This is a genomic window from Arthrobacter nitrophenolicus, from assembly GCF_045833485.1.
In the GTDB taxonomy this organism is placed as follows: domain Bacteria; phylum Actinomycetota; class Actinomycetes; order Actinomycetales; family Micrococcaceae; genus Arthrobacter; species Arthrobacter nitrophenolicus.
In genome coordinates, this window is sequence record NZ_CP174504.1 from 3,875,486 (window position 1) to 3,890,062 (window position 14,577).

12 protein-coding genes are annotated in these 14,577 nt (G+C 68.2%); 3 read left to right on the plus strand and 9 right to left on the minus strand.

The features are described from left to right. Window positions 1-6: 6 nt before the first annotated feature. The 3 genes from ACJJV6_RS17890 to ACJJV6_RS17900 are packed head-to-tail and all read left to right on the plus strand — an operon-like array spanning window position 7 to window position 2,900. Window positions 7-876: an aldo/keto reductase gene (locus ACJJV6_RS17890; RefSeq protein WP_354175966.1), complete on the plus strand. Its 870-nt coding sequence runs from the start codon at window positions 7-9 to the stop codon at window positions 874-876. Window positions 877-888: 12 nt separating this feature from the next. Continuing rightward, window positions 889-1,818, plus strand: coding sequence for an alpha/beta fold hydrolase (locus ACJJV6_RS17895; RefSeq protein WP_009358818.1), 930 nt, complete (start codon window positions 889-891; stop codon window positions 1,816-1,818). Continuing rightward, window positions 1,815-2,900 (plus strand): glycosyltransferase family 1 protein, encoded by a 1,086-nt coding sequence (locus ACJJV6_RS17900; RefSeq protein ID WP_009358819.1) that lies wholly within the window; start codon window positions 1,815-1,817, stop codon window positions 2,898-2,900. Before ACJJV6_RS17895 ends, ACJJV6_RS17900 begins: the two co-directional genes overlap by 4 nt. On the opposite strand, the gene ACJJV6_RS17905 is transcribed toward ACJJV6_RS17900, so the two are convergent. The 9 genes from ACJJV6_RS17905 to carA form a co-directional block, all read right to left on the minus strand. Beyond that, window positions 2,897-4,945 carry a primosomal protein N' gene (locus ACJJV6_RS17905; protein ID WP_354175968.1) on the minus strand — a complete coding sequence of 683 codons (2,049 nt, stop codon included), beginning with the start codon at window positions 4,943-4,945 and terminating at the stop codon, window positions 2,897-2,899. The two genes, ACJJV6_RS17900 and ACJJV6_RS17905, sit on opposite strands and share 4 nt — an antisense overlap. 197 nt (window positions 4,946-5,142) lie before the next feature. Next, a complete protein-coding gene (gene metK / locus ACJJV6_RS17910) occupies window positions 5,143-6,378 on the minus strand; it encodes a methionine adenosyltransferase (RefSeq protein ID WP_354175970.1) in 1,236 nt (411 codons plus the stop codon). Between the two features lie 76 nt (window positions 6,379-6,454). Next, window positions 6,455-7,696, minus strand: a complete 1,242-nt coding sequence (gene coaBC, locus ACJJV6_RS17915; protein ID WP_354175972.1) for a bifunctional phosphopantothenoylcysteine decarboxylase/phosphopantothenate--cysteine ligase CoaBC — start codon at window positions 7,694-7,696, stop codon at window positions 6,455-6,457. Window positions 7,697-7,733: 37 nt separating this feature from the next. Next, on the minus strand, window positions 7,734-7,994 hold the full coding sequence (rpoZ, locus tag ACJJV6_RS17920; RefSeq protein WP_009357412.1) for a DNA-directed RNA polymerase subunit omega: 261 nt from the start codon (window positions 7,992-7,994) through the stop codon (window positions 7,734-7,736). 15 nt (window positions 7,995-8,009) lie between these two features. Further along, the gene (gmk, locus tag ACJJV6_RS17925; protein ID WP_009357413.1) at window positions 8,010-8,603 is read right to left on the minus strand and encodes a guanylate kinase; all 594 of its coding nucleotides are present in this window, start codon (window positions 8,601-8,603) and stop codon (window positions 8,010-8,012) included. 45 nt (window positions 8,604-8,648) lie between these two features. Beyond that, on the minus strand, window positions 8,649-8,966 hold the full coding sequence (gene mihF / locus ACJJV6_RS17930; protein ID WP_200859145.1) for an integration host factor, actinobacterial type: 318 nt from the start codon (window positions 8,964-8,966) through the stop codon (window positions 8,649-8,651). Window positions 8,967-9,077: 111 nt separating this feature from the next. Then, the gene (pyrF, locus tag ACJJV6_RS17935; protein ID WP_009357415.1) at window positions 9,078-9,956 is read right to left on the minus strand and encodes an orotidine-5'-phosphate decarboxylase; all 879 of its coding nucleotides are present in this window, start codon (window positions 9,954-9,956) and stop codon (window positions 9,078-9,080) included. Next, window positions 9,949-13,263 carry a carbamoyl-phosphate synthase large subunit gene (gene carB / locus ACJJV6_RS17940; RefSeq protein WP_354175975.1) on the minus strand — a complete coding sequence of 1,105 codons (3,315 nt, stop codon included), beginning with the start codon at window positions 13,261-13,263 and terminating at the stop codon, window positions 9,949-9,951. The genes pyrF and carB overlap by 8 nt, the downstream gene beginning before the upstream one ends. Further along, window positions 13,263-14,576 carry a glutamine-hydrolyzing carbamoyl-phosphate synthase small subunit gene (carA, locus tag ACJJV6_RS17945; RefSeq protein WP_407709488.1) on the minus strand — a complete coding sequence of 438 codons (1,314 nt, stop codon included), beginning with the start codon at window positions 14,574-14,576 and terminating at the stop codon, window positions 13,263-13,265. Before carA ends, carB begins: the two co-directional genes overlap by 1 nt. Window position 14,577: the final 1 nt, after the last annotated feature.

Sequence of the window (14,577 nt, forward strand, 5' to 3'; positions counted from 1 at the left end):
GATGCCATGAGAACCTCACCCCGGCTCAGCCTGAACAACGGCGTGCTGATCAACCAGCTCGGCTTCGGGCTGTACAAGGTGCCCGCTGCCGAAGCCGAAGGGCTCGTTGCCATGGCCCTCGCGGCGGGTTACCGCCACTTCGACACGGCAGCGATGTACGGCAACGAGCTGGGCGTGGCGCGCGGCATCAGCCCCCAGCTCAGCGCGCAGGCGGGCAGCGGAGGGTCAGGTGAGCTCTTTCCGGCCCTCTCCAGGGAGGATATCTTCATCACCACCAAGGTCTGGAACGACCATCACGGCTACGACGCCACGCTCCGGGCTTTCGATGACTCGATGGTCAACCTGGGGCTGGACTACGTGGACATGTACCTCATCCACTGGCCCTGCCCGCGGCAGGGGCTGTACCCGGAGACCTACCGGGCACTGGAAACGCTGTACCGGGAAGGCAGGGTCCGCGCCATCGGCGTCAGCAACTTCCAGCCCGCACACCTTGACCGGCTGCTGCAGACGGCCGAGGTGGTTCCCGCCGTCAACCAGATTGAGCTCCATCCCTGGCTGCAGCAGGAGGAACTGCGCAGCAAGCACAAGGAGCTGGGCATCATGACCGAAGCCTGGAGTCCCCTCGGCAGGGGCCAGGTGCTCGCCGATCCCGTGATCGGGGCCTGCGCGGCGGAACACCGCAGGACCCCTGCCCAGGTGATCCTGCGCTGGCACATGCAGCTTGGCCATGTGGCCATTCCCAAGGCGAGCTCCGAAGCACGCATCCGCGAAAACATGGATGTCTTTGGCTTCGATCTTTCCGAGCGGGACATGGCAGCGATCGCTGGGCTGGAGCGGGGACACCGCACCGGCTCCCATCCCGACAACGTCAACTAGGAGCCGGTGACAATGAAAACAACCAGCCCGGGACAGTCCACCGCGCCCGCCTACATCAGCCCGGACCTCGCCGCCCGCACCACCGCCGCCACCGTGGAGGTGGACGGTGCCACGGTTGCCTACTGGACCTGTGCACCCCTGCACGCCACCCCGGACACCCGCACCATCCTGGTCATCCACGGTTTCCGCGGCGACCACCACGGCCTGCTGCGGGTGGCCGACCAGCTTCCGGACATGCGCCTGGTCATGCCCGACCTTCCCGGATTCGGCAGTTCCGGGGCCTTCCGGTCCGGCGCCCACTCGGTGGAACGCTACGGCCGGTTCATTGCGGACTTCATGGCGGCACTTGGCCTGGGCCCTGACACTGTCCTGCTGGGCCATTCGTTCGGGTCCATCATCGCCGCGCACTTCGTGGCAGCCAATCCGGACGCCGTCAGCCCGCTCATCCTCATCAACCCCATCGCCGCCCCCGCTCTTGAGGGGCCGAAAGGGATCATGACCCGGCTGGCAGTGCTCTACTACCGCCTGGGTGCCCGCCTCCCCCGGCCCCTGGGGCTCGCGCTGCTGCGCAGCCCGCTGATCGTCCGCGTGATGAGCGAAGCCATGGCCAAGACGAAGGACAGCAGCCTCCGCAACTTCATCCACGGCCAGCACCACGCCTACTTCAGTGCGTTCGCGAACCGGGACAGCCTGCTCGAAGCCTTCACCGCGTCCGTCAGCAGCCACGTGGCTGAGGTGGCCGGAAGCCTGAACCTTCCCGTGCTGCTGGTTGCCGGCGAGAAAGACGAGATCGCCATGCTTCCGGACCAGCACCGCCTGGCGGCACTCCTTCCGGACGGGCAGCTCACGGTGATTCCCGGCGTCGGGCACCTGATCCACTACGAGACGCCCGAACCCGCCGCCCGCTCCATCCGCAGCTTCCTGGAGGACCACCCCGCGTGAAGATCATCATCGATGCCCGTTTCACCAGGACCGACCACCACGACGGCATCAGCCGCTACGGCGCGAGCCTGATTGCCGCGACGGCGAAAATCGCCGATGTGTCCATGCTCATTTCCGATGTCCGGCAGCTCGCCCTGCTTCCGGATGTCCCCTACACCCTGATCAGCAGCCCGCTGTCCCCCCGGGAGCTGTTCGTGGCGCGCACGGTCAACGCGCTGGGCGCCGACGTGGTGGTGTGCCCCATGCAGACCATGGGAACCTGGGGCCGGAAATACGGCCTGGTCCTGACCCTGCACGACCTCATCTACTACGAGCACCCGGATCCCCCCGGCTTCCTGCCCGCACCCGTGCGCCTGCTGTGGCGGCTCTACCACAAGGCATTCTGGCCGCAGCGGGTGCTCCTCGACCGCGCCGATACGGTGGCCACGGTCAGCCGGACCACGGAAGCACTCATCGCCAAGTACCGCCTGACCCGCCGCCCGGTGCGGATCATCAGCAACGCCCCGCAGCCCGAACTGGACCCCAGGCCCGCCGAGGCCGGGGCGGAGAAGTCGATTGTCTACATGGGCTCCTTCATGCCCTACAAGAATGTAGAGACCATGGTGGCCGGCATGGCGCAGCTTCCCGGCTACACCCTCCACCTGCTCAGCAGGATCACCCCGCAGCGGCGGGCGGAGCTGGAAGCCCTGGTGGCACCGGATGCCTCCGTGGTCTTCCACAACGGGGTGACCGACGAGGAATACGCCACGCTGCTGCGGACCGCCACGGCCCTGGTCAGCCTCTCCCGCGCCGAAGGCTACGGGCTCCCCCTGGTCGAGGCCATGTCGCTCGGCACTCCAGTCATCGCCAGCGACATTCCCATCTTCCGGGAAGTGGGCGGCGACGCGGCAACGTACGTGGACCCCGCCTCCCCGGGGCAGTTTGCCGAGGCCGTGGCCAGGCTCCAGGACCCGGCCACCTGGCAGGCGGTGTCCCGCAGGTCCCTGGCCCGTGCCCGCGAGTTCAGCTGGGATGAATCGGCACGGCAGCTGGTGGAGGTGGCCGCCGAGATCGTCAAGCGGCGCCGCGGCAGGACGCGCTAGAGCACGTCCACGCCGTCCAGCCGGAGCTGGACGGGATCCATGGTGCGCTTGGCGGCTGCAGCGGCCCGCGTCACCCGGAGCACCCGAACCACGGCGGCCGCCTGGCTGTAGGGAAAGAACAGGAGCGTCCGGACGTCCTCGGCAGCGCGGCGCGGCGAGGGCGGACCGTTCAGCAGCAGGGGCGCCGGCCCGGCCGTGCGGAGCGTGATCCCGGCCGTCTCAAGCTCGGCTTCCACCGCCCCGGTGTAATGCTCGACGGCGGCCCTGGGTCCCGTGACGGACGCGATCCGTACGGCGGGAGGCAGCTGGAGTTCGGCCCGGAGGGAGAGTTCCCGTTGGGCATAGCCGGCCGGGTCCCAGCGGAGGAGCGCACCCGTGGCGGCGGTATCCGACGCCGTCACCACCACCAGCCCCCCGGCTGCCGCCGGACGGACCAGCGCGGCGGCATTGAACCAGCGCCGGACAGTGTCCTCACCGGCGCGCAACGTTTCCCGGCGCAGCAGGGAGTCGCCGTCCAGCAGCAGCGCTGCCGCATAACCGCCGTCCGCCACGGGTTCCGCCCCGACCGTCGCCACGACGAGGGCCTTGCCGTCACCGACGGACGCCTTCACCTGGTCGCCGGAGGAGGTCACCACGGTGGTGCCGGGGAACGCACGGCCAAGTTCCTCCGCGGTGCGCAGCACGCCGGTGGCACCTTTGCGCAGCCGCCGCCCGCCGCAGTGGCCGCACCTCCAGTCCGGAGCGGGCGTGGAGCACCAGCGGCATTGGGGCAGGGCGGCGGTGCCGGCCAGCGCCAGCGGCCCCCGGCAGGTCCCGCAGCGGGCGGGTTCACGGCAGGTTTCACAGGCAAGGGACGGGGCATAGCCTGCGCGCGCAACCTGGACCAGGACCGGGCCGCGTTCCAGGCCCTCCTTGGCAGCGCGCCAGGCGGCGCCGGGCAGCCGGGCCACCGTGGCCAACGGATCACGTTCCTGCTCGAAGCTGTCTGCGGTGTTGACCACCCGGGGCACGGTGCGGCGGACATCCGGCCGGTCCGCCTCCACGGGAAGCACCCATCCGGCTTCCACCAGGCGCTGCACCTCGGTGCTGCGGGCGTGCCCGGCAAGGAGGCAGGCCGCGCCTTCCTGTTCAGCGCGCAGCAGCAGGACCTCCCTGGCATGGGCGTACGGTGCACGTTGCTCTATGTGGAGGTCGTCGCCGTCGTCCCAGCAAACCACCAGGCCAAGGTTCCGGACGGGGGCGAACGCCGCAGACCTGGTGCCGATGGCCACGCGGGCCTGCCCGGCCAGGAGGCGCAGGAAGTTGCGGTAGCGGGGCGTCGGCCCGTCCTCCGCGGTAAGCCGGGCGACGGCGGCCTCCGGCAGCACGGCATGCAGGGCGTTTTCCAGCCGGTCCAGGTCGCGGTTGTCGGGAACCACCAGGACTGCGCCCCGGCCGGCGGCGTGGGCAGCGGCGGCCGCCTCGGCCAGCAGGCGGGGCCAGCCTCCCGGGCCGTACCCCTGCAGCGGATTGATGACGGCGCGCGGGGATCCGCCGCTGCCAAGGTGGCGCAGGAATGCCGGTCCGTTGCGGTAGGCCGACCAGGCGGAGGTGCCCGGCAAGCCGGTCACAGCCGGCGCGGCCTCCCCGCCCGAGACTGTGCCCGGATCGGCCGGTGCCGGTTCCCCGCCATCCTGCACAGCGGCGGCGGGAAACTCCTTATCCAGGCGGGCCACCCTGGGCGGCACGGCAAGGCGGAGCACATCGCTGAGTGTGCCCGCGTACCGGGCGGCCACCGCGGCGGCAAGATCCCGGACAGCGGGGGTCAGCACCGGAACTGGTGAAACCACCTTGGCCAGCGGCAACAGGGTGGTGCCGGCGTCGGATTCGGCGAGCCGTTCCAGCAGGAAACCGGCCAGGTCCTGGCCGTTGAAGCTGACCTTCACCCGGACACCCGGCCGTGCTTCATCGTCCATGCTGGCCGGAACCGCGTAATCGAACGGCCGGTCCAGGTGCGGCAGCGAGGATTCCACCAGCACACGGGCCACGGGAAGCGCGGCAGCCATAGCTGCGCCGCCGGGCAGCTTCCGCGATGGAAAGCCCTGGAGCAGGGAGGGCTGGACGGCCTGTCCCCCCGCACTGGAAAGGCCGGGTCCCGGCTGGGAGGATCTGTCACCAACCACTGCGGCCCCCTCCATTCAGCCTTCGTCCGGACATGGCAAGCCAAGCACCGGCCACTGACATTCGGGCTGCCGGAAGTGGCCTAGGCGTTGAAGAACGCTTTCAGCTCGTCCACGCGGTCCAGCCGTTCCCAGGTGAAGTCGGGCTCGTCACGGCCAAAGTGCCCGTGGGCCGCGGTCTTGGCGTAGATGGGCCGCTTCAGGTCAAGGGCGTCGATGATGGCGCGGGGGCGCAGGTCGAAGATTTCGGCGATCGCGGCGCTGATCCGGGCGGGGTCAACTGTTTCGGTGCCGAAGGTCTCCACGTACGTGCCCACCGGGCGGGCCTGGCCGATGGCGTAGGCGATCTGTATTTCCGCGCGCTTGGCAAGTCCGGCGGCCACCACGTTCTTGGCGACCCAGCGCATGGCATAGGCGGCGGAGCGGTCCACCTTGGACGGGTCCTTGCCCGAGAAGGCGCCGCCGCCGTGCCGGGCCATGCCGCCATAGGTGTCCACGATAATCTTGCGGCCGGTCAGGCCGGCATCGCCCACCGGGCCGCCGATAACGAATTCCCCGGCCGGGTTCAGGATGTTCCTGGCGCGGGAGATGTCCAGGTTGGCCCCGGCAAGAACAGGCTCGATGACCACGGCCGCGAGGTCGGCGCGGAGCTGGTCCAGGCTTGCGCCTTCAGCATGCTGGCTGGAGATGACCACGGTTTCCACCGAGACGGGAAGGTCGCGGTCGTATCCCACGGTGACCTGGGTTTTGCCGTCCGGCCGAAGGTACGGCAGTTCGCCGGACTTCCGGACCTCGGTGAGCCGCTCGGACAGGCGGTGCGCAAGCCAGATCGGCGTGGGCATGTAGGAGGGTGTTTCGTCGCTGGCGTAGCCGAACATCAGGCCCTGGTCGCCTGCGCCCTGCAGGTCGTAATCGTCCTCCTGGCGCCCCTCGCGGGCTTCCAGGGAGTTGAAGACGCCGCCGGCGATGTCGTTGGACTGCTGGCCGATGGACACCGAGACGCCGCAGCGGGCGCCGTCGAAGCCGTTGGCGGACGAGTCGTAACCGATGCCGAGGATGGTCTCCCGGACGATCTGCGGGATCTCCACGTAGGCGTCGGTGGTGACTTCGCCTGCCACATGCACCAGGCCGGTGGTGGCCATGGTTTCCACGGCTACCCTGGATTCCGGGTCTGCCGCCAGCAGGGCGTCAAGGATGGCGTCACTGATCTGGTCGCAGATCTTGTCCGGGTGGCCTTCGGTGACCGACTCGGACGTGAAGAGCCGGAGCGCCGTGGGCGTGGCCGCGGAGGTCTGGGGAAGGTGCAGGGGTAAAGTCACTCAACTACCTTACTGGTTGGAGCACGTTGGCCCCGCGGGAGATGTCTTCCCGCGAAGCAAACGTGGCGCGGAACACTCAGGCCCGGGGTGAAACAGAGTTCAGTTCAAAGCCGATGCGGTTGATGATGGCCTCGGAAACCTCTGCCTTGGTCCCCGAGGCCTCCTGTGGTTCGGAGCCGGAACGGGCCAGGATGACCACGGAGTTGGTGTCCTGGCCGAACACCTTGTCCGAGCCGACGTGGTTGACCACCAGGAGGTCGCAGCCCTTGCGCTGCAGCTTTGCCTCGGCGTAGGCCAGGACGTCTCCATGGCTGTCGCCGGTCTCGGCGGCAAATCCGACGATCAGGCGCTGGCGCGCTTCATCCCCCGCGGCGTTCCGGACTTCAACCAGTTCATGCAGGATGTCCGGGTTGCGGACGAGGGTGATGACGGGATCGGCGCTGTCATCACGTTTCTTGATTTTCGTGTCGGAGACCACGGCCGGCCGGAAGTCGGCGACGGCGGCAGACATGATGACGACGTCGGAGTCCGCGGCCGCCGCCAGGGCGGCTTCGCGCAGCTGGAGTGCCGTCTCGACCGTCACTACTTCAACGCCGGCGGGCGGCGGGACTTCCATGTGGGCTGCCAGCAGGCGCACGGTCGCCCCGGCATTGCGGGCGGCCACGGCCAGGGCCACGCCCTGCTTGCCGGAGGACCGGTTGCCGAGGAAGCGCACGGGGTCCAGGGGTTCGCGGGTGCCGCCGGCGCTGATGGTGACGGTCCGGCCCGCCAGCGGCAGCTGGAAGTCGGTCTGTCCCTGCACGAGTGCCATGGCGGCGTCGAAGATCACCTGCGGCTCCGGCAGCCGCCCGGGGCCCGAGTCGGCACCGGTCAACCGCCCGGTGGCAGGCTCCAGGACGGCTGCGCCGCGGCCACGGAGGGTTTCCACGTTGGCGCGGGTGGCGGCATGCTGCCACATCTCGGTGTGCATGGCCGGGGCGAACAGGACCGGGCCGCGGGCCATAAGGAGCGTGTTGGTAAGGAGGTCGCCGGCCTGTCCTGTCGCGGCCTTGGCCAGGAGGTCGGCCGTGGCCGGTGCAACCACCACAAGGTCGGCCTCGTGGCCAAGGCGGACGTGGTTGACCTGGTGGACGTCGTCGAAAACGCTGTTGCTGACCGGGTTCCCGGACAGCGCCTCCCAGGTGGCTGTACCCACGAAGCGGGTGGACGCCTCCGTGGGAATGACGGTCACTTGGTGGCCGGCTTCAGTAAAAAGCCGGAGGAGCGATGCCACCTTGTAGGCGGCAATCCCTCCCCCGACTCCGAGGACTATGCGCACGTGACCTCCGTCAACAGCAAGTCAGTTCAGCGGCAAATTACTCTGCGGCTTGGATCGGCGTGGAAACCAGCTTGCCTTCGTTGATCTCGCGCAGGGCGATCGAGAGCGACTTCTCGTTCAGCTTGGTGTCGACCAGGGGGCCGACGTACTCGAAGAGGCCCTCGTGCAGCTGGGCGTAGTAAGCGTTGATCTGACGAGCACGCTTGGCACCGAAGATCACCAGGCCGTACTTGGAATCGGCTGCTTCAAGCAGCGAGTCGATCGGCGGGTTGATGATGCCTTCAAGGTTCGTGGACACGAATTCTCCAAATTCCTAGCGGGCTGACGGTTCCGGCAGGTGCGGATGCGGGGTCAGCCCCATGAGTGAAACTAGCTCGTCCGCTGCCCGGCGGACGTCGTCGTTGATGACGGTGTGGTCGAACTCCGGTTCAGCAGCAAGTTCCAGTTTAGCGGTTTCCAGGCGCCGCTGCTGTTCCTCCGGCGTTTCGGTGCCGCGGCCCACCAGCCGGCGGACCATTTCGTCCCAGGTGGGCGGGGCCAGAAAGACAAACTGGGCGTCCGGGACGGCCGCCTTGACCTGCCGCGCACCCTGCAGGTCGATTTCCAGGAGCACGGAACGGCCCTCGGCGATTGCCTTGTCCACCGTGCTCTTGAGCGTGCCGTAGGTGTTCTGGCCATGGACCACTGCCCATTCCAGCAGCTCACCGTCCGCGATGAGCTGCTCGAACTCCTCCTTGGATTTGAAGAAGTAGTGGACGCCGTCCACTTCGCCGGGCCGTGGAGCCCTGGTGGTGGCCGAGACGGACAGCCAGACCTCGGGGTAGTTGTCGCGGATGTAGGTGGACACGGTGCCTTTGCCAACAGCCGTCGGACCAGCGAGGACTGTCAGTCCAGGTTTCTTGCTCACGTATTCCTTTGCCGAAGTTCGGGGATGGGCGGGGTGCGTGCCGCCCTAATGCTCGTCTATAAAATCTACCAGCGCCCGGCGCTGGTGGACGCCCAGCCCGCGGACCCTGCGGGAGGTGGCGATGCCCAGTTGCTCCATGATGGCCGCGGCCCGGACCTTGCCGATCCCGGGCAGCGCCTCGAGAAGCTCGGAGACCCGCATCCGCGCCAGGGCGTCGTCCTCCATGGCGGAGTTGATGATGTCCGCCGCGGACCTCTTGCCGTTCTTCAGGCTTTCCTTGGCCGCCGCGCGGGTGGCCCGGGCGGCAGCCGCCTTGTTCAGGGCGTCAGCCCGTTCCGATGCGGTCAAAGGTCGCAGCACCATGGCAGACACCCCCGGATTCGGCGGATTCGTTCAAGGGCGGCCGCCCTTGAACCTGTCCCTGAAACTACCCTTTGGTGCGGCCTGAATCAATGCATCCGGGCAAACGGAACGTTATTCGCCGCGCAGCCCGTCCAGCGTCCGCAGGGCCGCCTCCCGGAGTCCGCCAAGCCCCGGGCCCGCAGCCAGGATGTCCCGGCTGGAAGTCCCCAGGACCTGGGGGTAGGCCGTTCCGAACGTTGCCCGGAGATCTGCCGGGGTGGCCCCCTGGGCCCCCAGCCCGGGGGCGAGGATGGGACCGTGCACTGCCGCAAGATCCATCCCGAGGTCGGCCAGGGCGCTGCCCACTGTCGCGCCGACCACCAGTCCGACGGATCCGAGCGCACCGGGGTAGCGGGTGTTCTCGGCAGCAGCGGCCGAGGCAATCCTGCGGGCCACGGACTCCGCTCCCCCCACGTGCTGGACGGACGGGCCCTCCGGGTTGGAGGTGAGGGCGAGGACGAAAACTCCTCGTCCGGTCTCCGCCGCAAGGTCCAGCGCCGGGCGGAGCGATTCAAAGCCCAGGTAGGGGCTGAGCGTCACCGAGTCGGCCGCCAGCGGTGAGCCGTCGCGGAGCCAGGCGTCCGCGTAGGCGGCCATGGTGGAGCCGATGTCACCGCGTTTGGCGTCGGCAATTGTCAGTACCGATTCGTCGCGGGCGGCGGCGAGGAGTTCTTCGAGCACAGCCATGCCCGCCGAGCCGTGCCGCTCAAAGAGCGCCACCTGCGGCTTGACCGCGGCAGCGAGGGAAGCCACCGCCTCCAAAACGGTGAGCGAAAAGCTCCTCAGCCCGGCGGCGTCGTCGTCCAGTCCCCAGCTCTTCAGCAGTGCGGGGTGCGGATCAATTCCGACGCAGAGGGGGCCACGGGCGGCCATGGCGGCACCCAGCCGGGAGCCGAATGACTCCCGGCCGGTGCCGGATACCTGCCCGGCAGCGGATACCTGCTCAGGCATTCTGCAGGGCCGCCTTCTGCGATTCAGCCAGGGCGGCGGCGTGCTCCTGCAGGCTGGTGACCGACCACTCGTAGGTGCGCATGGCCTCGATGGCCTGGACCGCGGCGTTGAACTCGGCCACCGTGGTGATGCAGGGAATGCCGATGGACGTGGCCGCGGCGCGCAGCTCGTAGCCGTCGCTGCGGGCCTCGCCGCCGGACGGCGTGTTGAAGACCATGTCGATCTCGCCGGCAACCACCAGGTCGGCGATGGTGCCCTCGCCTTCGGCGCTGCTCCCTTCGGCGACCTTGCGGACCGGCGTGGCCTGGATGCCGTTGCGGCGCAGGACATCGGCGGTGCCGCCGGTCGAGACGATTTCGAAACCGAGGTCCGAGAGCCGCTTGACGCCCATGATGACGGAGCGCTTGTCGCGGTTGGCCACGGAGACGAAGACCTTGCCCTCGGTGGGCAGCGCGTTGTTGGCGCCGGCCTGGCTCTTGGCGAAGGCGGTGTCGAAGTGCTTGTCGATGCCCATGACCTCGCCGGTGGACCGCATTTCCGGGCCGAGGAGGGAATCCACGACCTTGCCTTCGAGCGTCCGGAAGCGGCTGAAGGGCAGGACGGCTTCCTTGACGGCCACCGGCGCGTCCAGCGGCAGTGTGGACCCGTCGCCGGACTCGGGCAGCATCTTGTAGGCGCTGCGGAGCTGGTTGATGGTCACCCCGGTGCCGATCAGGGCTGCGGCCTTGGCCATCTGGACGCCCGTTGCCTTGGACACGAACGGAACCGTGCGGGATGCGCGGGGGTTGGCTTCGAGGACGTACAGGACGTCCGAGGCCAGCGCGAACTGGATGTTGATCAGGCCCCGCACGCCCACGCCTTCCGCGATGGCGCGGGTGGCGGTGCGCACGCGCTCGATGACGTTGCTGCCCAGCGTGATGGGCGGCAGGACGCAGGCGGAGTCGCCGGAGTGGATGCCGGCTTCCTCGATGTGCTCCATGATGCCGCCGAGGTACATGTCGGTGCCGTCGAAGAGGGCGTCGACGTCGATCTCGACGGCGTCCTCGAGGAAGCGGTCGATCAGGACCGGGTGGTCCGGGGTGATCTCGGTGGCGTTGGCGATGTAGCGGGAGAGGTTGGCTTCGTCGTAGACGATTTCCATGCCGCGGCCGCCCAGGACGTAGGACGGGCGGACCAGCACGGGGTAGCCGATTTCGTCGGCGATCTTCTTGGCGTCCTCGAAGGATACGGCGGTGCCGTTCTTCGGGGAGACGAGGCCTGCCTTGTCCAGGACCCGCGCGAACGCTCCGCGGTGCTCTGCCAGGTCGATGGCTTCCGGGGAGGTGCCGAGGATCGGGACCCCGGCGTCGGCGAGCTGCTGTGCGAGCTTCAGCGGGGTCTGGCCGCCGAGCTGGACAAACACGCCCATGACGCCGCCGGTCCGTTCCTCAGCCGCGATGACCTCCAGCACGTCCTCGAGCGTCAGCGGCTCGAAGTACAGGCGGGTGGAGATGTCGTAGTCGGTGGAGACGGTTTCCGGGTTGCAGTTGACCATGACGGTCTCGTAGCCGGCCTTGCGCAGCGCCATGGAGGCGTGCACGCAGGAGTAGTCGAACTCGATGCCCTGGCCGATCCGGTTGGGCCCGGAGCCCAGGATGAGGATGGACGGCTTGGAGTGCAGCGCCACCTCGTCCTCTTCGTCGTACGCCGAGTAGTGGTACGGGGTGTAGGCGGCGAATTCGGCGGCGCAGGTGTCCACGGTCTTGTAGACCGGGCGGATGCCGAGGGCCTGGCGGACGCCGCGGACCACGGCCTCGGAGTTGTGCGTGAGCGATCCGATCTGCTCGTCCGAGAAGCCGTGGCGCTTGGCGCGCTGCAGCATCTCCTTGGTGAGGGCGCCGGCCTGGCGGATCTCGCGGGAGATCTCGTTCAGCAGCTGGAGCTGGTCGAGGAACCACGGGTCGATCTTGGTGGCTTCGAACAGCTGCTCCACGGTGGCACCGCCCAGGAGGGCGCGCTGAACCTGGTGCAGGCGCTCCGTGGTGGGGCGCTTGGCCTTTTCGATGAGCTCGGCGACTTCCCATTCGGGGACGCTGCTGAAGTCCAGCTGCGAGCCCTTCTGCTCGAGGGAGCGCAGGGCCTTCTGCAGGGCTTCGGTGAAGTTGCGGCCCATGGCCATCGCTTCGCCCACCGACTTCATGGTGGTGGTCAGCGTGTTGTCCGCTGCCGGGAACTTCTCGAACGCGAACCGCGGCACCTTGACCACGACGTAGTCGAGGGTGGGCTCGAAGGACGCGGGCGTCTTCTGGGTGATGTCGTTCGGGATCTCGTCCAGGGTGTAGCCGAGCGAGAGCTTGGTGGCGATCTTGGCGATGGCGAAGCCGGTGGCCTTGGACGCCAGGGCGGAGGACCGGGAAACCCGGGGGTTCATTTCGATGACCACCACGCGGCCCGTGGCGGGGTCGATGGCGAACTGGATGTTGCAGCCGCCGGTGTCCACGCCCACTTCGCGGATGACGGCGATGGCGACGTCGCGCAGCTTTTGGTACTCGCGGTCGGTCAGGGTCAGCGCGGGGGCCACGGTGATGGAGTCGCCGGTGTGGACGCCGACGGGATCGAAGTTCTCGATGGAGCAGACGACAACCACGTTGTCGTTCTTGTCCCGCATCATCTCGAGCTCGTATTCCTTCCAGCCGAGGATGCTCTCTTCGAGCAGGACCTCGCTGGTGGGGCTGTACTGCAGGCCCTGGCCGACAATGCGGCGCAGGTCGTCCTCGTTGTAGGCCAGGCCGGAGCCCAGGCCGCCCATGGTGAAGGAGGGGCGGACAACCATCGGGTAGCCGAGGTCGCCGGCGGCCTCGAGCGCCTCGTCCATGGTGTGGATGATGTGGCTGCGGGCGGACTCAGCGCCGCAGCGCTCCACCACGCCCTTGAACTTTTCGCGGTCCTCGCCGAGCTCGATGGCGGCGATGTTGGCGCCGATGAGTTCCACGTTGTACTTCTCGAGCACGCCGTTCTTGTCCAGCGCGATAGCGGTGTTCAGCGCAGTCTGGCCGCCCAGGGTGGGCAGGACGGCGTCCGGACGCTCCTTGGCGATGATCTTCTCCACCACCTCGGGGGTGATGGGCTCGATGTAGGTGGCGTCCGCGAACTCGGGGTCGGTCATGATGGTGGCCGGGTTGGAGTTCACCAGGATGACCCGCAGGCCCTCCTCCTTGAGGACGCGCAGCGCCTGCGTGCCGGAGTAATCGAATTCGGCGGCCTGGCCGATGACGATGGGTCCGGATCCGATGACCAGGACGCTCTTCAGGTCTGTTCTCTTGGGCATTACTTCTTGTCCTCAGTCTTGTCGGTGCCCTGCTGGGCGGCGTCGCGGTCGATCGGGTTATGCACGGAGTCCACGGGCTCCTTGGACAGGTTGGCGGTGCGGCCGTCCCGGGTGCCCGCCATCAGTTCGATGAAGCGGTCGAAGAGGTAGGCGGCGTCGTGCGGGCCGGCTGCGGCTTCGGGGTGGTACTGCACGGAGAACGCGGGGATGTCCAGGCAGGCGAGGCCTTCGACGACGTCGTCGTTGAGGCTGACGTGGCTGACCTCGACGCGCCCGTAGCGCTCCTCCGGAGCCTGGGTGGCGCCGTCGAGCGGTGCGTCCACGGCAAAGCCGTGGTTCTGGGAGGTGATCTCCACCTTGCCGGTGCGGCGGTCCATGACAGGCTGGTTGATGCCGCGGTGGCCGTAGCGGAGCTTGTAGGTACCGAAGCCGAGCGCACGGCCCAGGATCTGGTTGCCGAAGCAGATACCGAAGTAGGGCAGCTTTTCGTCCAGTACTGAGCGGAGCAGCTTGACCTGGGTTTCGGCGGTGGCGGGATCGCCGGGGCCGTTGGACATAAAGAAGCCGTCCGGGTGTACGGCCTTGACGTCCTCAAGGGTGGCGGTGGCGGGCAGGACGTGGACGCGGACGCCGCGTTCGGCGAAGCGGACCGGGGTCATGGCCTTGATGCCGAGGTCGATCGCGGCGATGGTGAAACGGGGTTCGCCGTCCCAGCCGTGGTCCTTGGGTTCCACGACGTACGCCTCATCCACGCTGACCTCCTCGGCCAGGCGGGCGCCTTCCATGGGGGCGCTAGCCAGGACGGCGTCAAGGAGTTCCTTGTCGGTTGCCTGGGCTGCCTCGCCGGAGAAGATGCCGGCCCGCATGGTTTTGTGCTCCCGCAGGTGGCGGGTGATGGCGCGGGTGTCCACGCCCTGGATGCCGACGATCCCCTGCTCCACCAGTTCCTCGTCGAGGGAGCGTTCGGACCGCCAGTTGGACGGCCGGCGTGCGGCGTCCCTGACGATGTAGCCCGCCACCCAGATGCGGCGGGACTCGGCGTCCTCGCTGTTGACGCCGGTGTTGCCGATGTGCGGGGCGGTCTGGACAACCAGCTGCCGGGCGTAGGAGGGGTCCGTGATGGTTTCCTGGTACCCGGTCATGCCGGTGGCGAAGACTGCTTCGCCCAGCGCCGTTCCGGTGGCGCCGTAGCTGGTTCCGCGGAAGATGCGGCCGTCTTCGAGGACGAGGGCTGCCGGAGCGGAGGTAGTTGCTGTCACTGTATTCGCTTTCACTGCTGGGTCTGTGGCTGCTGGTGTGTTTGCTGCGGGCATA

Bases quoted from the DNA above. Each gene is read 5' to 3' on its own strand.
- carA (WP_407709488.1), bottom strand. From the start codon at position 14,576: ATGCCCGCAGCAAACACACCAGCAGCCACAGACCCAGCAGTGAAAGCG.
- ACJJV6_RS17895 (WP_009358818.1), top strand. From the start codon at position 889: ATGAAAACAACCAGCCCGGGACAGTCCACCGCGCCCGCCTACATCAGC.
- ACJJV6_RS17905 (WP_354175968.1), bottom strand. From the start codon at position 4,945: ATGGCTGCCGCGCTTCCCGTGGCCCGTGTGCTGGTGGAATCCTCGCTG.
- mihF (WP_200859145.1), bottom strand. From the start codon at position 8,966: ATGGTGCTGCGACCTTTGACCGCATCGGAACGGGCTGACGCCCTGAAC.
- carB (WP_354175975.1), bottom strand. From the start codon at position 13,263: ATGCCCAAGAGAACAGACCTGAAGAGCGTCCTGGTCATCGGATCCGGA.
- pyrF (WP_009357415.1), bottom strand. From the start codon at position 9,956: ATGCCTGAGCAGGTATCCGCTGCCGGGCAGGTATCCGGCACCGGCCGG.
- ACJJV6_RS17890 (WP_354175966.1), top strand. From the start codon at position 7: ATGAGAACCTCACCCCGGCTCAGCCTGAACAACGGCGTGCTGATCAAC.